A 19,745-nucleotide genomic window follows, 5' to 3' on the forward strand; every position below is an offset into this window, starting at 1 on the left:
TGCCGGGAGGGCGGATACATGCCTGAAGATCGGAGTAGGGCGCAGCCATCGCTCTGTCGTACTCTTGGCGCGTCTTCCGCCAACCGGGGTTTCCGATGCGCTTTGCCTTCGTCGCCAGTGAGGTCAGCGTCGCGCAGCAGGCCTGGCGCAGGTTGGTGGAACGCTACGGCGATGTGCCGCCGGAGCAGGCCGAGCTGATCGTGGCGCTGGGTGGCGACGGCTTCATGCTGCGCACCCTGCACGCGTACCACGCGCTGGAACTGCCGGTGTACGGCATGAAGCTGGGCCGGGTCGGTTTCCTGATGAACAAGCACAAGCTCGACGGACTGCCGGAGCGGATCGCGCGCGCACATGCGGCGACACTGTTTCCGCTGCAGATGGAGGTCACCGACGTGGCCGGTAACCAGCACAGCGCGCTGGCCTTCAACGAGGTCTCGCTGTTGCGCCAGAGCAACCAGGCCGCCCACCTGGAGGTGCAACTGAACGACACCGTGAAGCTGCCGAACCTGGTCTGCGACGGCATCATGGTGGCTACGCCTGCCGGCTCCACCGCCTACAACCTGTCCGCACATGGGCCGATCCTGCCGCTGGACGCGAATGTGCTGGCGCTCACCCCGATCAGCCCGTTCCGCCCGCGCCGCTGGCGCGGCGCGATCCTGCCGCATCGCACCGAGGTGATCCTGCGCGTGCTCGATCCGGGCAAGCGCCCGGTCAGCGCCACCGCCGATTTCCATGAGGTACGCGACGTGCGCACGGTGGCGATCCGTCAGTCCGGCGGTCAGGGCGTGCGGCTGCTGTTCGATCCCGAGCACAACCTGGAGCAGCGCATCCTCGACGAGCAGTTCGCGGCGGAATGAATCTGGCTGCGTGCTAGATTGACCGGTAGCGACTTTTCGCCGACAACTTCCGTCCTGTCCCGTGAACACGTCTGTTTCGTCTCCCGATGTCCATGATCCCGCTGCCGTCGGCGACAACCGGCTGGTGGTCGCGATTTCCTCGCGCGCGCTGTTCGACCTCGGCGACAGCCACGCGCTGTTCGAACGCGAGGGCCTCGATGCCTACCGCTCGTTCCAGATCAAGCACGAAGACGAGATCCTGCAGCCTGGCGTGGCGTTTCCGCTGGTGCAGAAGCTGCTCGGGCTGAACAAGCTGGCCGGCGACGTGCCGCCGGTGGAGGTGATCCTGCTGTCGCGCAATTCCGGCGACACCGGGCTGCGCATCTTCAATGCGATCCAGCACTACGGCCTGGAGATCAGCCGCGCCGCGTTCACCAGCGGCGCGCCCACCTCCGATTACATTGCGCCGTTCCGGGCCGACCTGTTCCTCTCCGCCAACGCCGAGGACGTCGGCCGCGCGCTGGCCGCCGGCGTGGCCGCGGCCACCATCCTGCCCAGCGTTGCGCCACCGCGCATGAGCGAGCAGTTGCGCATCGCCTTCGACGGCGACGCCGTGATCTTCGGCGACGAGGGCGAGCGCGTCTCGCGCGAGGAAGGGCTGGAGGCCTTCCACCGCAACGAGACCGAGCATGCCGCCGAGCCGCTGTCGGTGGGCCCGTTCCGCGGCTTCCTCACCGCGCTGCATCATCTGCAAACGGCGTTCCCGGCGGAGGACTCGCCGATCCGCACCGCACTGGTCACCGCCCGTTCCGCCCCCGCGCACAAGCGGGTGATCCTCACCTTGCGCAAGTGGGGCGTGCGCATCGACGAGGCGCTGTTCCTCGGCGGCCGTGACAAGGGTCCGTTCCTCGATGCGTTTGGCGCGGACATCTTCTTCGACGATTCGCCGGCCAACGTGGAGTCCGCGCGCAAGCACGTGGCGACCGGGCACGTGCCGCACGGGGTCAGCAACCGCTGAGTCGGCGCGGGCCGGGTGGTCAGATCATCCGGATCCGCCTCCACCAGTGCGTCACCTGTTCCTCGCGCACGAAGGTGAACAACCCTGCACCGAGGATGATCGCGATGCCGATCGCCATCGGCCAGTCCAGCGGGTCGTGGAACAGCACATAACCGAACAGCACGGCCCACAGCATCTGGCTGTACTGGGTCGGCGCGACGTGGTTGGCGGGCGCCTTCTGCGTGGCCAGCATCAGCAGCACGGAGCCGAGCGCGGCGAGCAGGCCGTAGCCGAGCAGGAGCAGCCACTGGTCGAAATCCGGCCAGCGGAAATTGGCCAGCATCATCAATCCGGCGACCAGCATCGAGCCGATCATGCCGGCGCCATACAGCGTCACCCGCTTCTCGTGCGCGCCGGACAGGCGCAGCGCGATCATCGAGACGGCGCCGGAAAGCCCGCATACGGTGGCTGCCAGGTGGCCGATGCCGAGCGCGCGAAAACCGGGTCGCAGCACCACCAGCACGCCGATGAAGCCCGCCACCACGGCTGACCAGCGGCGCCAGCCGACGTGCTCCTTCAGCACCAGCACCGACAGGATGGTGACGAAGATCGGTAGCAGGAAGATCAGCACGAACGCCTCCGCCATCGGCAGCGCGGTGAAGGCGACCACTGCCGCGATGCTGCCGACCGCGCTGGCGGCGGCACGCACCAGCCACAAGCCCTGGCGCTGCGCCAGCACCACGTCGCGCCAGCGGGCGTCGGCACCCTTGATGAACGGCAGTGCGGTAAGGCCCAGCGCGGCACCGAAGAAAACCGCCTCGTACGCCGGCAGCGAGCCGCGCAGCGATTTCACGAACGCATCGCTGATGGCGAACGCGGCGAAGGCCATGAAGCCGAGCAGGACACCTTTGAACATGGGGTTTCCGTGGGAAAACGTGAAGCGGGGGAGGAGACCGGAAGATGGGGCCGGGCAGGGCGAGGCCCAACGCGGGCCGTACGCGTCCGTCGGGTAGACGGCGGCCTGTGCGGCTACTTGGCACGCGCTACAATACCGGCTTTTACGCGCCCTCTCCGGAGCTTCCATGGCTGTCAGTCTGAATCCGCTCGATCTGTACGACGTCCGCTCGCTGCTCACCGACGAGGAGCGCATGGTGCAGGACACCGTCGGACGCTTCGTCGACGAGCGCGTGCTGCCGATCATCGGCGACTGCTTCGACCAGGGCCGTTTCCCGAAGGAACTGGTGCCCGAGATCGCCAGCCTCGGCCTGCTCGGCGCCACCATTCCCGAGAAGTACGGCTGCGCCGGCATGAACGGCGTGAGCTACGGCCTGATCTGCCAGGAGCTGGAGCGCGGCGACTCGGGCCTGCGCAGCTTCGCCTCGGTGCAGAGCTCGCTGTGCATGTACCCGATCTACGCCTACGGCAGCGAGGAGCAGAGGCTGCACTACCTGCCGCAGATGGCGGCGGGCGAGGTGATCGGCTGCTTCGGCCTGACCGAGCCGCACGGCGGCTCCGATCCGGCCAACATGAAGACGAACGCGAAGAAGGACGGCGGCGACTGGGTCATCAACGGCGCCAAGATGTGGATCACCAACGGCAACCTGGCGCACATCGCGATCGTGTGGGCGCAGACCGCGGACGGCATCCAGGGCTTCATCGTGCCCACCGACACCAAGGGCTTCACCGCACAGGAAGTGCACAAGAAGATGAGCCTGCGCGCCTCGGTCACCAGCGCGCTGTTCTTCGACAACGTGCGCGTGCCGGACAGTGCACGGTTGCCGAACGTGAAGGGCCTCAAGGGTCCGCTGGGCTGCCTGACCCAGGCGCGCTACGGCATTACCTGGGGCCCGATCGGCGCGGCGCAGGCCTGCCTGAAGGAAGTGCTCGACTACACCGCCGAACGCATCCTGTTCGGCCGCCCGCTGGCTTCGAACCAGGCGATCCAGCTGAAGCTGGCCGACATGGCCCGGCGCATCACCACCGCCCAGTTGCTGTCGCTGCAGCTCGGCCGGCTGAAGGACGCCGGCAAGATGCAGCCGACCCAGGTCTCGCTGGCCAAGTGGAACAACTGCCGCATGGCGATCGACATCGCGCGCCAGTGCCGCGACATCCTCGGCGGCGCCGGCATCACCACCGAGCACGGCGCGATCCGCCATGCGTTGAATCTGGAATCGGTGATCACCTACGAGGGCACCGAGACCGTGCACGAGCTGGTGGTGGGCCGCGAGCTGACCGGCATCAACGCGTTCTGAGAGGCATCATTCCCGCCTTGGCGGGAGTGACGCTCAGAGAGCCCATGCCATCGGCGGGAGCAGCGACTTGAGTAGCCAGGCATTGAACGTCTCGGATCTTCGCATCGAAACCGATCGACTGATCCTGCGTCCGCCGCGCATCGAGGACTTCGACGCCTACGCGGCCAACATGGCCGACGCCGAGGCTGCCCGCTTCATCGGCGGGCAGCAGGCGCGCGCCACCGCGTGGCGCGGTTTCCTGTCGCTGGCCGGGGCGTGGTCGATCCAGGGTTTCGCGATGTTCTCGGTGATCGAGAAAAGCAGCGGCCAGTGGGTCGGTCGGCTCGGCCCCTGGCATCCGGTCGACTGGCCAGGCACCGAGGTGGGCTGGGGCCTGGCGCGCGACGCGTGGGGCAAGGGTTATGCGCTGGAAGGCTGTGTCGCCGCGATCGACTGGACGTTCGATCAGCTGGGCTGGAGCGAGATGATCCATTCGATCCATCCGGACAACCACGCCTCACAGGTGCTGGCGCAGCGGCTGGGTTCGACCTGCCGCGGCCCGGGCAAGCTGCCCGCGCCGTACGAGGATTCCCCCACCGAGATCTGGGTGCAGACGCGCGAACAGTGGCGCCGGCGTCGCGCATGAGCCACCTCTCGCCCGCGCTATACGCCACCCTGGCCGAGATCGTGCCCGAGCTGCACGTGCATTGCGTCGATCCGTGGTGCCTGATCGGGAGCACCGCGGCGCTGCTGCTCGGCGCTCAGACCAGCGCCGCGGATGTGGACGTGCTGACCTCGCGCGCCGACGCCGAGGCGTTGATGGCGCATTGGGCACCGCAGCGCGAGCCCGCATTCACGCCGCCGGACGCCGACCGGTTCCGTTCGCACTTCGCCCGCTTCCGCTTCCCCGGCGCGCCGGTCGAGGTGATGGGTGGGCTTGAGCTTCATGCCGACGATCGTTGGCAGCCGGTGCTGCCGGGGAAACTCGTGCTGGCCGGTGTGAATGGCCTGGCCGTGCCGGTGCCGTCGGTCGAAGACCAGATCCGGCTTTGCGAAAGCTTCGGGCGTCCCAAGGATCTGCAGCGCGCCGCGCTGCTGAAACAGCTGGGTGGGGAAAGGCCATGATCACCATCTACGGCATGCGCGCTTCCGGCAACTGCTACAAGCTGCAATTGCTGCTGGAACAGCTGGGCCGTGACTACCGCTGGGTCGACGTGGACAGTGCCGGTGGCGAGACGCGCACGCCGGCCTACTTGGCGAAGAACCCGAACGGCAAGGTGCCGCTGCTGGAACTGGAGGACGGCCGCCGGCTGGCCGAGTCCGACGCGATCCTGTGCTATCTCGCCGAAGGCAGCGCCTTTTGGCCGAATGGATCCGGGCCCGAGGATGCCTGGCTGCGCGCGCAGACGCTGCAGTGGCTGTTCTTCGAGCAGTACAGCCACGAGCCGTGCATCGCGGTGGCGCGCTTCATCCGCGGCTGGCTGCCGCCCGACCATCCGCGCCAGGCCGAGATTCCGGCGCTGCTGCAGAAGGGCGCGCAGGTGCTGGCGGTGATGGAGCAACACCTGGCCGGGCACGACTGGTTCGTGGGCGAGTGCTACGGCATCGCCGACATCGCGCTGTACGCGTACACCCATTGCGCCGGCGACGGCGGCTTCGAGCTGTCTGCCTTCCCGAACATCCGTGACTGGCTGGCCCGCGTGCGTGCCCAGCCCGGCCACACCCCGATGCAACATTGACCCCTGCCACCTTGCCGAAGACCGCCATGTCCATTCCGTTCTCCCTCAGCGCCCGCCACAAGGGCTTCAACCGTGCCGAGATCGTCGACCAGAACTTCATCGAGTTCGTGCAGCTGTGGCAGGGCGACGTGCGCGCCGCGCCGCGCGACGGCGAGGCGGTGCTGCCGGACAGCGCGCTGGACGCGCGCGGTTTCCGCGAGCTGCTGGAATCGCAACTGATCTCGCGCCACCTCGACCTGATGGCACGCGTGCTGCGCGTGCAGAACAAGGTGTTCTACACGATCGGCTCCAGCGGCCACGAGGGCAACGCGATGGTGGCGCGACTGACCCGCCACACCGATCCGGCCTTCCTGCACTACCGCTCCGGCGGTTTCATGGCCGAACGTTTCCGCAAGATCCCGGGCATGGACCCGGTGATGGATTCGGCGCTGTCCTTCGCCGCCAGCAAGGACGACCCGGCCTCCGGCGGCCGCCACAAGGTGTGGGGCAGCAAGCCGCTGTGGGTGCTGCCGCAAACCTCGACGATCGCCTCGCACCTGCCCAAGGCGCTGGGCACCGCGGTGGCGATCGAGCAGGCACGGCGCATCGGCCATCAACTGCCGATTCCCGACGACAGCATCACGATCTGCTCGTTCGGCGACGCCTCCAGCAACCACGCCACCGCGCAGACCGCGTTCAACACCGCGGCGTGGACGGCGTACCAGAAGCTGCCCGCACCGGTGCTGTTCGTGTGCGAGGACAACGGCATCGGCATCTCGGTGAAGACGCCGACCGGCTGGGTCGCCAACAACTACCAGCATCGCGCCAACCTCGACTACTTTTTCGCCGACGGTCTGGATCTCGCCGAAGGCTATGCCCAGGTGCAGCGCGCGGTGGAGCATTGCCGCAGCACGCGCCGGCCGACCTTCCTGCACCTCAAGACCACCCGCGTGATGGGCCATGCCGGCACCGATTTCGAGATCGAGTGGCGCAGCATCGAGGAACTCTTTGCGGTCGAATGCTCCGATCCGTTGCTGCGCTCGGCCGAGATTGCGCTGGAGTCCGGCCTGTACTCGAAAGACGAATTGCTGGCTCTGTACGAGGCCACCCGCAAGCGCTGCTTCGCCGCTGCCGAGGATGCGGATTCGCGCCATCGGTTGACCTCGCTGGACGACGTGATGAAACCGCTGGCGCCATACACGCCGGCCGCGGTGAAAGCCGAGGCCACGCGCGCCGACTACGCGGAGAAGCGTCTGGCCGTGTTCGGCGGCGAGGCGAAGCTGCCGGAGAAACTGCCGCCGCGGCACCTGGCGATCCAGATCGGCCAGGCCCTGCACGACTTGCTGGCGAAGTATCCCGAGGCGCTGCTGTTCGGCGAGGACGTGGCGCAGAAGGGCGGCGTGTACACTGTCACCAAGGGTCTCAACAAGACCTTCAAGGGCAGCCGCGTGTTCAACACGCTGCTGGACGAGACGATGATCCTGGGCCTGGCCCAGGGCTACGCCAACATGGGCATGCTGCCGATCCCGGAGATCCAGTACCTGGCGTACTTCCACAACGCCTGCGACCAGATCCGCGGCGAGGCGGCATCGCTGCAGTTTTTCTCCAACGGCCAGTACCGCAATCCGATGGTGATGCGGGTGGCTTCGCTGGGTTACCAGAAAGGCTTCGGCGGCCACTTCCACAACGACAACTCGATCACCGCGCTGCGCGACATTCCCGGCCTGGTGGTCGGCTGCCCCAGCCGCGGCGACGACGCGGCGATGATGCTGCGCACGCTGATGGCGCTGGCGAAAGTCGATGGTCGCGTGTGCGCCTTCCTCGAACCGATCGCGCTGTACATGACCAAGGACCTGTACGAGGCCGGCGACGGCCAGTGGCAGTTCGACTACCCGGCGCCGGACCAGGCGATGACGCTGGGCGAGGGCCGTATCTACCACGAGGCAGCCAACGACCTGGTGGTGTTCACCTTCGGCAACGGCGTGCCGATGGCGCTGCGTGCAGCGCGCACGATCGAAAAGGAACTGGGCTGGCAGGTGCGCGTGATCGACCTGCGCTGGCTGGCACCGCTCAACGACGCCTTCATCGCAGCGCAGGCACGGACGGCCAAACGCATTCTCGTACTGGACGAAGGCCGCAAGAGCGCGGGCGTGGGCGAGGGCGTGATCACCGCGATCGTTGAAGGCGGCTGCGGCGCCACGCCGCTGCACCGTGTGGTCGGCGCCGACACCTTCACCCCGCTGGCCGGAGCGGCACTGCTGGTGCTGCCGGGCGAGGCCGATGTGGTGGCCGCGGCACGCGGGCTGGCGGCAGGCTGAACGCGGCCGGCTTCAGCGCCGGCCCTTGTCTCAGCGCTTGTGCTTCTCCACCACGTGCAGGTGCGGGCCGGTGCGCGGGGTCAGGCTGTCGGCGTGCAGGCAGACCCGGTTGCGGCCGCCGAGCTTGGCGTCGTACATCGCCTGGTCGGCGCGATCCACCAGCGATTCCACGTCGTCGCCTTCCCGGCGCATGGCAATGCCAATGCTGATGCTGAGCAGCAGCGATTCCTCGCTGATGGGTATCTCCAGCCGGTGCACGCGCCGGCACAGGCGGGTCGCCACCTGCATGGCCAGCTGCGCCGGGGTGCCGTCGAGCAAGGCAACGAACTCCTCGCCGCCGTAGCGGCCGAGCAGGTCGGTGGGGCGCAGCTCGGTGGCCAGTGCCTTGGCCACGGCGACCAGCGCGCGGTCGCCGGCGTTGTGGCCCTGGCGATCGTTCAGCAGCTTGAAATGATCGAGGTCGAGGAACAGCAGCGCGACCGGTCGCGGCGGCCCGCTCGACAGCAGGGCACTGGCGCGCTCGCTCCAGGCGCGGCGGTTGAACACGTTGGTGAGCGCGTCATGGTCGGCCAGCACCCGCACGATGTCGCGGTCATGGCGCAGCCGGAGCGCACGGTCAGCCAGGCCGATCGACAGCACCACCGCCTCGAACGCGCCGCCGACCAGGCTGGCGTCGTTGAGCCAGTCCAGTTGCGGCAGCGCGCCGCCGACCTGGGCGCTGGTCAGTGCGGTGAGCAGCAGCAGCGGCGTCCAGCCGGCCAGGAAAAACCACGCCTGGCGCGAACCGCGCGCCGCGGCGACGAGGGCGGCTGCCAGCAGCAGCAGGGCACCGATCATCAGCAGCGGGTTGAGCAGGAGCTGGGCCACTTCGACCAGCAACGGGATCCGGCTGCAACGCATCAGCACCAGCTGGATCATGCCGACCGCCAGCGCCATGATCGGCACCCGCAACAACGGGGCGTAACGCTTCAACTCGCAGAACCGCATCATGAACAGCGAGGCGAACGCGACCGACAGCGCCACGGCGGCCGAACCGGCCAGCAAGGCCATGCCCGACAGCCACTGCCACTCCATCGGATGGAACACGAAGCCGGTCTGGATGCCCTGGATCAGCGCGTAGCAGAGCACGTAGCCGGCGTACCACGCGTAGGTGACGTCGCGCAGCATCAGCGCGAAGCACAATGCCATCAGCACCATCGCCAGCATCACCGCGAAGCAGGCGCTGGCCAGCACCAGCCATTGCGCGTCGTTCCGCGCGTACTCGTTCCAGGGTTCCAGGTGGAAGCGCACCGGCGCGCTGAGCGTCTGCGCCGGCTCGAACCTCAGCAGGATCGGCACCGACGCGGCCATGCCAGCCGGCAGCTGCCAGGCCAGCCGGCCGTGGCCGTGGAGCGAGTCGCCGAAATCGTCCAGCGCCAGCGTCTGTGGCCGGCCGCCGTCGAAGGTGGTGACCGCGCCCAGCGTGGGCGGGTAGATGGTCAGCACCCGCGTGCTGTTGTCCCAGGGTGGTTGAGCCGTGATCACCACCCAGCTGCCGGTGCGGCCCTGTGGAAAGCGTTGCAGCAGGGACGGGTCGAAACTTTTCAGCAGGCCGGCGTGGTACTCGTCCAGCACGGTTTGCGGGGTGTCGCCGGCATGCACCTCGCGCCAGGCGCCGTTCAACGGCGTGGCGGCATGGGCCACGCCCAGCCAGAGCCACAGCAGGCCGAGCACGAGGCCGCGCCAGGACCGCCCCGGGCGTGTCGACGTCGGCATTGTGGTCAGCCTTTCCATTTGCCTCTCCCGCCCTGCGAATGTTTCGCAGGGCTACGTGTGGCAATGCACTTGCTGGTCGCCCGTGGCTTACGCAACCCGGCATGTTCCGGAGCGCCGATGGCCACGTTCGCCCTGCTGTTCCGATACACGACGGCGAGGGTGGCGACGCTCGAACGTGCATCATCCTTCGTCGTTGTGTCATGCACGTGCCGTGCCATGGTACGCGCCCCGCGGCAAACCCATTGGCGGCGTCCGGGTTGCCGGCGATCGACGCGAGGCAGGAGGCGGCCGAAGTGGTTCAATCCGGACGCGCAGGGTCATCCCTGGCGGCATCGGGGCATTGTGCGGAGCGGGGGCGCCGCCGGCCAGTGACGATCGTCAGCCCCGGCGTCGGAAATCGCCGGCAGCGCCGTGCGGACTCAGGCGGGCCGGCGCGCGCCCAGCGTTACCAGCAGTTCCTGCGCGCTGCGGATGCGCTCGCTGGCGCCGGGCAGTTCCAGGATCACCTTCAGCTTGTCCTGGCCGTCCAGCTTGTACACGCGCGGCTGGCGCTGGATCAGCTGGATGATGGTCAGCGGATTCACTTCGGGTTTCTCGCGGAACACGATACGGCCGCCGTTGGCGCCGAAATCGAGCTTGCGGATACCCAGCGGGGTGGCCATCAGCTTCAGGCTGGCCACCGCGAACAACTGTTTCGTCGGCTCGGGCAGCAGGCCGAAGCGGTCGATCATCTCCACCTGCAGGTCGCGCAGGTCGTCCTCGCTGCGCGCACTGGCGATGCGTTTGTACAGCGTGAGGCGGTGGTGCACGTCGCCGAGGTAATCGTCGGGAATCAGCGCGGGCAGGTGCAGTTCGACTTCGGTCTCGTGCTCGCTGCTCAGGTCGAAGTCCGGCACCTTGCCCGACTTCAGCGCACGCACCGCGCGATCCAGCAGTTCGGTGTACAGGCCGAAGCCGATCTCCTGGATCTGGCCGGACTGCTCGTCACCGAGCAGCTCGCCGGCGCCGCGGATTTCCAGGTCGTGGGTGGCCAGGGTGAAGCCGGCGCCAAGTTCCTCCAGCGAGGCCAGCGCTTCCAGCCGCTTCTGCGCATCGGCAGTGATCGACTTGCGGTCGGGCACCACCAGATACGCATACGCGCGATGGTGCGAGCGCCCGACGCGGCCTCGCAACTGGTGCAACTGGGCCAGGCCGAAGCGGTCGGCGCGGTCGATGATGATGGTGTTGGCCGTCGGGATGTCGATGCCCGTTTCAATGATCGTGGTGCACACCAGCACGTTGAAGCGCTGGCGGTGGAAATCGGCCATCACGCTTTCCAGCTCGCGCTCGGGCATCTGGCCGTGGGCGATGCGGATGCGCGCGTCCGGCACCAGTTCCTCCAGTTCGCGCACGGTGCGTTCGATGCTCTGCACCTCGTTGTGCAGGAAGTACACCTGGCCGCCGCGCGACAGCTCGCGTTGCAGCGCCTCACGGATCGTCGCCGGGTCCCACGCCGAGATGAAGGTGCGCACCGCGCTGCGATGTGCCGGCGGCGTGGCAATAAGCGACAGGTCGCGCAAGCCGGCCATCGCCATGTTCAGCGTGCGCGGGATCGGCGTGGCGGTCATCGTCAGCAGATCCACCTCGGCGCGCAGCTTCTTCAGCTGCTCCTTCTGGCGCACGCCGAAGCGTTGCTCCTCGTCGACGATGACCAGGCCGAGGTTCTTGAACTTGATGTCCGGCTGCAGCAGCTTGTGCGTGCCCACGATCACGTCGATCTGGCCATCGGCGAGACGCTTCAGCGCCTCGTTCACTTCCTTGGTCGACTTGAAGCGCGACAGCACGTCGACACGCACCGGCCAGTCGGCGAAGCGGTCGGCGAAGTTGCGGTAGTGCTGCTGGGCGAGCAGGGTGGTCGGCACCAGCACGGCGACCTGCTTGCCGGCGGTGGCGGTGGCGAACGCGGCGCGCAGTGCCACCTCCGTCTTGCCGAAGCCGACGTCACCGCAGATCACCCGGTCCATTGCGCGCGGCGCGGCGAGATCACCCAGCACCGCCTCGATCGCGCTTTCCTGGTCAGGGGTTTCCTCGAACGGGAAGGTGCTGCCGAACTCCTCCACCAGCTGGCGATCGATCGGCATCGACTTGCCGCCGCGCGCCTGGCGCTGGGCGTAGATCGCCAGCAGTTCGGCAGCCACGTCGCGCACTTTCTCCGCGGCCTTCCTGCGCGCGCGCTCCCACGCGTCGCCGCCCAGCGAATGCAGTGGCGCCAGCTCGGGTGCGGTGCCGGAGTAGCGGCTGACCAGACCCAGTTGCGCCACCGGCACGTACAGCTTGTCGCCCTTGGCGTATTCGATGGTGAGGAATTCGCCGTCCATGCCGCCCACGTCCATCGACACCAGGCCCTGGTAGCGGCCCACGCCATGGTCGACGTGCACGATCGGCGCACCGATGGTGAGTTCGGTGAGATCGCGGATGATCGCGTCGGGATCGCGTGCGGTGCCGCGGCGGCGCTTGCGCTCGCGCTCGCTGCGCACCCGCTCGCCGTACAGCTCGCGCTCGGTGAGCACGGTCAATACGGGTTTAGTCAGCGCAAAGCCCTGCTCAAGCGGAGCGATGGTGATGGCTAACCGCGGCCCATCATGCCTGGCTCCCTCCCCTGCGAGCAGGGGAGGGTTGTGACCGAAGGGAATCCCTTGCGGAGGGTGGGGTGCTCTTGCTCTGGCTTCTTCGCCAGCCGGAGCAACCCCCTCCCGGCCTCCCCCTGCGGGCAGGGGGAGGAGAAAGTCAGTCCAGCTATCGACGCTTTGCGGCTTCAATCCCGCTGTTGCCAGCGTTTCGATCAGCGCCTCGCGCCGCCCCGCCGAATCGGCGGCGATCAGCACGCGGCCTGGATAGCTGGACAGGAAATGCCGCAGTGACGTGCCGGGTTCCTCGCCCTTGCGGTTGAGCGGCAGCTCCGGCGCCGGCTGGGTGCCGGTGTCGATGGCGTGCTCGTGGCCGGCCTCGACCACTTCCACGCGCAGCCGCCGGTTGAGCTGTTCGCGCAGTTTTTCCGGCGGCAGATAGATCTCGGCCGGCGGCAGTACGGGGCGTTCGATGTCGTGGGCGCGCTGGTCGTAGCGTTCGGCGGTCTGCGTCCAGAACTGGTCGGCCGCTTCGCCGGCACCTTCGCCCAGCACGAACAGCGCGTCGTCGGCGAGGTAGTCAAATAAAGTCGCCGTTTGCGCGAAAAACAACGGCAGGTAGTACTCGATGCCGCCGGGCGTGACGCCTTCCTTCATGTCCTGGTACAGCGGGCAGCGGCGCACGTCGATCGGGAAGCGTTCGCGCAGGTTGCCGCGGAACTCTTTCGCGGCTTCCTCGGTGAGCGGAAACTCCCGCGCCGGCAGCAGCTCGACCTTGTCCACCTGCTGCTGCGAACGCTGGGTTTCCGGGTCGAAGCTGCGGATCGACTCCACTTCGTCGTCGAACAGCTCGATGCGGTATGGCTCGGCGGTGCCCATCGGGAAGATGTCGAGCAGCGCGCCGCGCACCGCGAAGTCGCCAGGTTCGGTCACCTGCGGCACGTTGCGGTAGCCGGACGCTTCCAGCCGGCGCTGTTCGCTGGCGAGGTCGAGCTTCTGGCCCTTCACCAGCACCAGCCCGGAGCCGGTGATGTGCGCGCGCGGCGCGATCCGCTGCATCAGCGTGGCCACCGGCACCACCAGCACGCCGCGTTTCACGTTCGGCAGCTGGTAGAGCGTGGCGATGCGTTGGGAAACGATCTCCGGGTTCGGGCTGAACGCGTCGTAGGGCAGCGTTTCCCAGTCCGGGAAATGCAGCACCGGCAGGCCGCCGGCGAAGATCTTCAGCTCGGACTCCAGCGCCTGCGCGCGCTGGGTATCGCGCGCCACCACGACCAGCAGGCCATCATGCGTGCGCGCCGCCTCGGCCAGCAGCAACGCCCGCGCGGAGCCGTGTGGCGGCGTCCAGTAGCGGCGTTGTTTCGGGGTGGTCGGCAGGGGCGGGTGTTTGATCGGGTTGGGCATGGGGCGCATGTTCAAGGCGCCGCCATCGAGCCGCGCCGGGGAAAGCGGGCAAGTGTAACGCGATGTGCCTGGGCCCCTTCTCCCGCAAGGCAAAGGGGAGGCTGGTCAGAGCGCCTGAACTCCCGCTCCTATGAAGCAGGGAGAGTGCTCTTCAGAGCTTCAGCGTGATCTGCGCGGTGCCCGGTTCGTCCGGTATCGTCCGCTGGGTGAAGCCCAGCTCCTTGCACAGCTGCAGCATCGGTCGGTTCTCCAGCAGCACGTAGCCCCACAGCTCGGCCAGGCCTCGGCGGCGGCAGTCGTCGACCAGGTGCCGCATCAGCAGCGCGCCGAGGCCACGGCGGCTCCAGGCTTGTTCCACCAGCACCGAGAACTCGGCGCTGTCGGTGGCCTCGTCCACATAGATCCGGCCCACGCCGCGCATCTCGGCCGGCTTGATGGATTCGTCCATCAGCACATAGGCGGTCTCCTGCGCGGGGTCGATGCGGCACAGCCGCTGCGCCATCGGCGTGGGCAGTTCGGACATCGCGTGCAGGAAGCGGCGGCGGATGTCCTCCGGCGACAGCCGGGTGAAGCAGCGCTGCATCGCCGCCACGTCGCCCGGTTCGATCGCGCGCAGCACCAGCTCGCGGCCGTCCTCGGTGCGCACCTGCTCACCGCGTGGCGTTGACTGCACGTGCGGGCGCGCAAAGCGTTCGCTGGCGCGGGGCGGCAGCGAGGCGTAGCGGGTGGGGGCGGAGAAGTCGATGGCGGGGTTCATGGTGGTTCCGTACTTTTGCGTATTGTGTGCATCGCAGCATGAATTTGCAATGACGGACTCTGCGGTGGGCTGCCGCACCTGCGTGGAGCCATATCGTAGTCGCTGGCTTGATGCTGCAGCACGGGATGGTGCGGATGCGGGCAGACAGGTGCCGCGTCACACCGCACAATGCCTGGCTAGACGTTCCCGGAGCACGGCATGACCCGCAAACCGACTCACGGCCTCACCGCGGCCCAACTGGAGGCGCTGTGCGGCCATTGGCCCGGCGTCACCCGCGACACCAAGTGGGGCGTCGACAGTGTGTTCAGCGTCGGCGGCAAGATGTTCGCGGTGATGCCGTCCGACGGCAGCGAGGGCGGCCGGCTGTCGTGCAAGGTGGCCGACGACCGTTTCCTCGAACTCACCGACCAGCCCGCCATCATCCCGGCGCCGTACCTGGCGCGCGCGCACTGGGTGTCGATCACCGAACCGCAGCGTTTCGCCACGGCGGAGCTGGAGGCATTCGTCCTCGACGCCTATACGCTGGTGCGCGCGAAGCTGACGAAAAAACTGCAGGCGGCGCTGGGGCCGTTGCCGACCATCAAGGCGAGGCAATGAAGCAGCATCTCGGCGCGCTGGCGCTGCTGGTCGCCGACTACGACGAGGCGATCGCCTGGTACACCCGCGCGCTCGGTTTCGAGCTGATCGAGGATACCGACCTGGGTGGCGGCAAGCGCTGGGTGCTGCTGGCGCCGTCCGGTTCCCGCGAAACCCGTTTGCTGCTGGCGAAGGCGAACGGCGACGAGCAGGCTTCGCGCATCGGCAACCAGACCGGCGGCCGCGTCTTCCTGCTGCTGCACACCGACGACTTCCAGCGCGACTGGCAACGCATGCGCGCCGCAGGCGTGCACTTCCGCGAGGAACCGCGCCACGAGGCCTACGGCACGGTGGCGGTGTTCGAGGATCTGTACGGCAACGGCTGGGATCTGCTGGAACTGAAGCGCTGACGCGCTACCAGACCAGGTCGTCCGGCACTTCGAACTGCTTGTAGTACTCGTCGTCCGTCTCGTCGCCGCTGCCTGCTTCGGCGTGGCCGTGGTCGAGCACGATCATCGTCGCGTCGCGTTCGCGGACCTTGTCGGCGGCAACCCGCGGCAGCAGTTCGTAACCCTCGCCGTGGCGCACGATCACCAAGGTGCCGGTAGCCAGCTGCGCGCGCAGCGGCTCGTTCACCAGCACGCTCTTGATCACGTTGCCGTCCGCAAAGCGATAGGCGATCTCGCCCTCGCGCTGCACCTTGTGCGCCTCGACGATCTGGCGAACCTGCGCACGCGCCTCGTTCGCACGCGCCTGCGCGTTGCGCTCGGCGGCCAGCGCGCGATCGCGCTCGGCCTTCTCCACCTGCAGCCGCTGCGCTTCCAGCTGCTCTGTACTCGGCGCCGCCGGCCCCTTGCCCTGGTGCTTCTTCGCCTGCTCGCGCACGACTTGTGCAGCCTTGGTCTTGTTGACGAGGCCGGCCTTGAGGAGTTGTTCTTGCAGTGGGTTGCGCATGGGGTGGACGAGAGAACCGGGTGGGCAGGGGATGAGATTGTGGCGTGGGCTCGCGCGTTCAACGGTTACCGGTCAATCTGCATTGTCCGGTTCGAAGAAGCTCCAGCGCACATCGCCGAACTGCGCCTTCATCGCCGCCTCGACGGTGTTGATCGCGTCGATCAGGCTGGCGGTGGGCTGCATGCGCGCCTTCACCGCCACCATCACGTCCGGACCCATCTGCAAGGTGATCAGGTTGAGCACTTCGGCAACTTCGGGGCGGCTTTTCAGGAAGCTCATCAGCTCGTCGCGGCGGCGTGGTTCCATGCCCTGGCCGATCAACAGCGCTTTTACTTCGATCGCCACCAGCACCGCCACCACGATCAGCAGCACGCCGATCGCGATGGTGCCGGCCGCGTCGAACATCAGGTTGCCGGTGAGCATGGTGGCGCCGACGGCGAGCGTGGCCAGGCACAGGCCGAGCAGGGCGGCCAGGTCCTCGCCGAAGATCACCAGCAATTCGCTGGAGCGGGTTTCGCGGAACCAGGTCCACAGGCCCTGCTCGCCGCGGGCCTTGTTCACTTCGTGCAGGCAGCCGCGCATCGAGATGCCCTCGACCACGATGCCGAACACAAGCACGCCCAGCGCCAGCCACGGCCATTTCAGCGGCTCGGGATGGGTGAGCTTGTGCACGCCCTCGTAGATCGAGAACATGCCGCCCACGCTGAACAGCAGGATGGCGACCAGGAACGACCAGAAATACAGCGCGCGACCCCAGCCCAGCGGGAACTCGTCCGACGGCGGCCGTTTGGCCTGGCGGATGCCGAGCAGCAGCAGGCCCTGGTTGCCGCAGTCGGCCAGCGAGTGCACCGCCTCGGCCATCATTGCGCCGGAACCGGTGACGAAGGCGGCGAACAGCTTGGCCACGAAGATGGCGAAGTTGGCGCCCAGCGCGAGGAAGATGGCCTTGATCGGGTTGGCGTGCCCAGACGACATGCGGCTTCAGTCCCAGGGTAATGAGGTCAGGGAGTTTAGCGGTCGCGCAGGATATTGCGCACGTCGGTCAGCGGATGCCGACGCCCAGGCCCACGCCGAAATGGACGTTGTTGCGGCCCTTGTTCATTTCCTCGGCGGTCCACACGTGCGATTGCGCCACGCTGACCAGCGGGAACACGTAGTCGGCCTCGCCGACCTTGCCGGCGCGGCTGCCGTTGAGCTTGCCGTCGACGGTCATCAGCGCGCCGGCGGGGTAGTCCAGCGGTTCCACGTAGCCCGGCATCACGGCGATGAAGCGGCCGCTGCCGCTGTCGTTCGCCTTCGGCCGCTGCGAGGAGTCAAGCGGGTAGGCCAGCAGCTCGATCTCGCTGTGGTCGGCGAGCACCTTGACCTGCACGATGCGGCCGCCCCAGATCACCTGGCTGTTGCTGAACTTCTCCGGCGATTGCGCCACCTGGAACGGCGCGGCGGTGACTGCGGCGCCAGCGGTCTTGTAGATCGGTGCCGGAGCGCAGGCGGCCAGCAGCATCAGCAGGGCGGCCGGCGCGGCGAGTCGGATCAGCAGGAAGGCGGGGCGGGTGCGCATGGTCGTGCTCCTGGAGGAACGCTGGCGGATGGCGTCGAGCTTAGCGGCGGCCCGGCGGCCGCGGTAGTCGCGAGGCGGGCAGCGGGCTGGGCGTGTTCAGCTGGCTGCCGGCTTCATCCAGCAGCCAGTCCAGCTTCCATTCGGCCGGGCGCTCCTGCGACAGCAGGCTGGCCAGCACGCGCAGCGGTTCGCGCAGGGTGTCGTCGAGGTTCCACGGCGCGTTGAGGATGACCATGCCCGAGCCGTTGAGGCGCAGCGGTGAGTCGTCCGGATGCACCAGCAGCTCGGCGCGCAGGATGCGCTTCACCCCGCTGTGCTGCAGCTTGCGCAGGAACGGCTGCACCTGGCTGCGCAGCTTGATCGGATACCACACCGCGTATACGCCGGTGGGCCAGCGCAGCAGGGCCGATTTCAGCGCCTGCTCGATCAGCTTGTACTCGGCCTCCTGTGCCTCGTACGGTGGGTCGATCAGCACCAGGCCGCGCTTCTCCTTCGGCGGCAGCAGCGCCTTCAGCGCCTCGTAGCCGTCGCGTTGGTGCACGTGCACCTGCGGGTTGCCGTGGAACAGTTCGCGCAGCTTCGCCGCTTCCTCGGTGTGCAGTTCGCACAACTGGGCGCTGTCGCCCGCACGCAGCAGGCGGGCGACCTGCAGCGGTGAGCCGGGGTAATGCTTCAGACCCTGCTCATTGCCGTCGCCCTTGAGGATGCTGGCGCGCCAGCGCTGCAGCAGCGGCGGCACCTTTTCCGCCGGGTGCAGGCGTGCGATGCCGTCCTTGTGCTCACCGGTCTTCTTTGCCTCGAAGCCTTCCAGCGGGTAGCTGCCGCTGCCGGCGTGGGTGTCGATGTAGCAGAACGGCGTGGGCTTGGCTTGCAGCGCCTCGACCAGCGCGAGCAGCACGACGTGCTTGAGGACATCGGCGAAGTTGCCGGCGTGATAGGCGTGGCGGTAGTTCATGGCGGTCACGGCGGGCGGGGTGGCCAAGTATAGATGCGGACGCTGCGCGCCCTGGCGTGCCGCGTAACCTTTCCTGCACATCGGCCGGCGCAGGCTGCGCCTGTTGCAACGTTGCAACCGGCCGGACGCGCGGCTCCGACCGCCCACCTGTGCGGAGAATCATCATGACGTTCCTGCCAAGAATCATCGTTTCGACGGCCGCTGTCGGCCTTTGCCTGGCATTCGGCACGGTCAGCGCCCAGGACACCGGAGGCATGGCGCCGGCATCGTCGTCGAGCAGCATGGGCCAGATGGGCGGCATGCATCACAAGATGATGCGCCACAACAAGAACGGCAGCATGCACATGATGCCGGCCACGGTGAGTTCGGTGGATACCAAGACCGGCATGGTCGAGGCGGACGCGGAAGGCATGTCGCTGCGCCTGCATTTTCCGCCGGCTTCGGTGGCCAACTTGAAGGCTGGCGACAAGATCACGCTGCACATGGGCTATACCAAGTAGTTCGCCGGGTGGCGGACGGGCCACGGCGTGCCCCGGCGGCAACGCCGATGGAGCCTCGTCCAGAGTTGAGGCACGCCGGCATGGCCCCTATGCTGTGTCGGTGGACCAATCACTACGCCATGCTGCACGCTTGCCATCCCTCCGGGCGATGGCATGGTTGGCGTGGCTGATCCTCGCGCTGGCACCGGTGCACGGCATGCCGCGCGGGATGGCGGGTGACGCACCGCAGGGCGCGCCGGTGTCGTCCACCGTGCATGCGGTCGATCACGGCCAGCACGCCATGTCGGTCCCATCCGACTGCTGCGTCGACCATGCACTCGGCCAGCACGACGCGATGGCGTCGGCCCATTGCGCGGCAGCGTGCGGCAGCATGCTGCCGGCGGTCGCCCTGGTTGCGCTGGTGCCGGTGGCGCCGGAACCGCTGCACGTTTCCCCTCCCTTCGCGTCCGCACCCAGTGTCGTGCACGCGGCACCGCTGCGGCCGCCAGCCGGCTGATCCTCGTTCGCTGCGACCGTGCCTTCATGCCCGCCTGGCGGCGAGCGTGGACGGCGGCCCGTGTCGGCACCGGCCATCGGT

At 67.8% G+C, this 19,745-nt stretch carries 19 protein-coding genes; 11 read left to right on the plus strand and 8 right to left on the minus strand.

Going from position 1 to position 19,745, the window contains the following annotated elements:
* Window positions 1-95: 95 nt before the first annotated feature.
* Window positions 96-857: an NAD kinase gene (locus tag QQA13_RS06045; RefSeq protein ID WP_108471497.1), complete on the plus strand. Its 762-nt coding sequence runs from the start codon at window positions 96-98 to the stop codon at window positions 855-857.
* Window positions 858-918: 61 nt separating this feature from the next.
* Window positions 919-1,854 carry a 5'-nucleotidase gene (locus tag QQA13_RS06050; RefSeq protein ID WP_108471496.1) on the plus strand — a complete coding sequence of 312 codons (936 nt, stop codon included), beginning with the start codon at window positions 919-921 and terminating at the stop codon, window positions 1,852-1,854.
* A gap of 19 nt (window positions 1,855-1,873) precedes the next feature.
* Here the strand turns inward: QQA13_RS06050 and QQA13_RS06055 are convergent, their stop codons facing one another.
* A complete protein-coding gene (locus QQA13_RS06055; protein ID WP_108471495.1) occupies window positions 1,874-2,749 on the minus strand; it encodes a DMT family transporter in 876 nt (291 codons plus the stop codon).
* Between the two features lie 166 nt (window positions 2,750-2,915).
* On the opposite strand from QQA13_RS06055, the gene QQA13_RS06060 reads away from it, so the two are divergent.
* The 5 genes from QQA13_RS06060 to QQA13_RS06080 all read left to right on the plus strand — a co-directional run bounded on the left by QQA13_RS06060 (window position 2,916) and on the right by QQA13_RS06080 (window position 8,100).
* Complete coding sequence (locus tag QQA13_RS06060; RefSeq protein ID WP_108471494.1) at window positions 2,916-4,085, plus strand: acyl-CoA dehydrogenase family protein; 1,170 nt, start codon at window positions 2,916-2,918, stop codon at window positions 4,083-4,085.
* Window positions 4,086-4,167: 82 nt separating this feature from the next.
* The gene (locus QQA13_RS06065; RefSeq protein WP_108471493.1) at window positions 4,168-4,710 is read left to right on the plus strand and encodes a GNAT family N-acetyltransferase; all 543 of its coding nucleotides are present in this window, start codon (window positions 4,168-4,170) and stop codon (window positions 4,708-4,710) included.
* On the plus strand, window positions 4,707-5,189 hold the full coding sequence (locus QQA13_RS06070) for a hypothetical protein (protein ID WP_108471641.1): 483 nt from the start codon (window positions 4,707-4,709) through the stop codon (window positions 5,187-5,189). Before QQA13_RS06065 ends, QQA13_RS06070 begins: the two co-directional genes overlap by 4 nt.
* Complete coding sequence (locus tag QQA13_RS06075) at window positions 5,186-5,803, plus strand: glutathione S-transferase family protein (RefSeq protein ID WP_108471492.1); 618 nt, start codon at window positions 5,186-5,188, stop codon at window positions 5,801-5,803. The genes QQA13_RS06070 and QQA13_RS06075 overlap by 4 nt, the downstream gene beginning before the upstream one ends.
* Before the next feature lie 26 nt (window positions 5,804-5,829).
* Entirely contained in the window at window positions 5,830-8,100 is a 2,271-nt protein-coding gene (locus QQA13_RS06080) for a thiamine pyrophosphate-dependent enzyme (RefSeq protein ID WP_108471640.1), read from the plus strand.
* Between the two features lie 30 nt (window positions 8,101-8,130).
* Here the strand turns inward: QQA13_RS06080 and QQA13_RS06085 are convergent, their stop codons facing one another.
* From QQA13_RS06085 to QQA13_RS06095, 3 genes are all read right to left on the minus strand, one after another.
* Window positions 8,131-9,855 carry a sensor domain-containing diguanylate cyclase gene (locus QQA13_RS06085; RefSeq protein ID WP_234411316.1) on the minus strand — a complete coding sequence of 575 codons (1,725 nt, stop codon included), beginning with the start codon at window positions 9,853-9,855 and terminating at the stop codon, window positions 8,131-8,133.
* A gap of 419 nt (window positions 9,856-10,274) precedes the next feature.
* Window positions 10,275-13,865, minus strand: a complete 3,591-nt coding sequence (gene mfd, locus QQA13_RS06090; RefSeq protein ID WP_159082178.1) for a transcription-repair coupling factor — start codon at window positions 13,863-13,865, stop codon at window positions 10,275-10,277.
* 151 nt (window positions 13,866-14,016) lie between these two features.
* On the minus strand, window positions 14,017-14,622 hold the full coding sequence (locus QQA13_RS06095; protein ID WP_108471490.1) for a GNAT family N-acetyltransferase: 606 nt from the start codon (window positions 14,620-14,622) through the stop codon (window positions 14,017-14,019).
* Between the two features lie 198 nt (window positions 14,623-14,820).
* On the opposite strand from QQA13_RS06095, the gene QQA13_RS06100 reads away from it, so the two are divergent.
* Entirely contained in the window at window positions 14,821-15,219 is a 399-nt protein-coding gene (locus QQA13_RS06100) for an MmcQ/YjbR family DNA-binding protein (RefSeq protein ID WP_108471489.1), read from the plus strand.
* The gene (locus QQA13_RS06105; protein WP_108471488.1) at window positions 15,216-15,608 is read left to right on the plus strand and encodes a VOC family protein; all 393 of its coding nucleotides are present in this window, start codon (window positions 15,216-15,218) and stop codon (window positions 15,606-15,608) included. The genes QQA13_RS06100 and QQA13_RS06105 overlap by 4 nt, the downstream gene beginning before the upstream one ends.
* Window positions 15,609-15,612: 4 nt before the next feature.
* Here QQA13_RS06105 and QQA13_RS06110 read toward each other — a convergent pair whose 3' ends face one another.
* The 4 genes from QQA13_RS06110 to QQA13_RS06125 form a co-directional block, all read right to left on the minus strand.
* Entirely contained in the window at window positions 15,613-16,152 is a 540-nt protein-coding gene (locus QQA13_RS06110; protein ID WP_108471487.1) for a DUF2058 domain-containing protein, read from the minus strand.
* A gap of 72 nt (window positions 16,153-16,224) precedes the next feature.
* Entirely contained in the window at window positions 16,225-17,127 is a 903-nt protein-coding gene (locus QQA13_RS06115; RefSeq protein ID WP_108471486.1) for a cation diffusion facilitator family transporter, read from the minus strand.
* 67 nt (window positions 17,128-17,194) lie between these two features.
* Window positions 17,195-17,713, minus strand: coding sequence for a Slp family lipoprotein (locus QQA13_RS06120; protein ID WP_108471485.1), 519 nt, complete (start codon window positions 17,711-17,713; stop codon window positions 17,195-17,197).
* A gap of 40 nt (window positions 17,714-17,753) precedes the next feature.
* On the minus strand, window positions 17,754-18,668 hold the full coding sequence (locus QQA13_RS06125; RefSeq protein WP_108471484.1) for a 23S rRNA (adenine(2030)-N(6))-methyltransferase RlmJ: 915 nt from the start codon (window positions 18,666-18,668) through the stop codon (window positions 17,754-17,756).
* Window positions 18,669-18,832: 164 nt separating this feature from the next.
* On the opposite strand from QQA13_RS06125, the gene QQA13_RS06130 reads away from it, so the two are divergent.
* The gene (locus QQA13_RS06130) at window positions 18,833-19,168 is read left to right on the plus strand and encodes a hypothetical protein (RefSeq protein WP_108471483.1); all 336 of its coding nucleotides are present in this window, start codon (window positions 18,833-18,835) and stop codon (window positions 19,166-19,168) included.
* Between the two features lie 130 nt (window positions 19,169-19,298).
* Window positions 19,299-19,664: a hypothetical protein gene (locus QQA13_RS06135; protein WP_234411315.1), complete on the plus strand. Its 366-nt coding sequence runs from the start codon at window positions 19,299-19,301 to the stop codon at window positions 19,662-19,664.
* The last annotated feature ends 81 nt before the right edge of the window (window positions 19,665-19,745 follow it).

Source organism: Rhodanobacter thiooxydans (genome assembly GCF_030291135.1).
GTDB lineage: Bacteria > Pseudomonadota > Gammaproteobacteria > Xanthomonadales > Rhodanobacteraceae > Rhodanobacter > Rhodanobacter thiooxydans_A.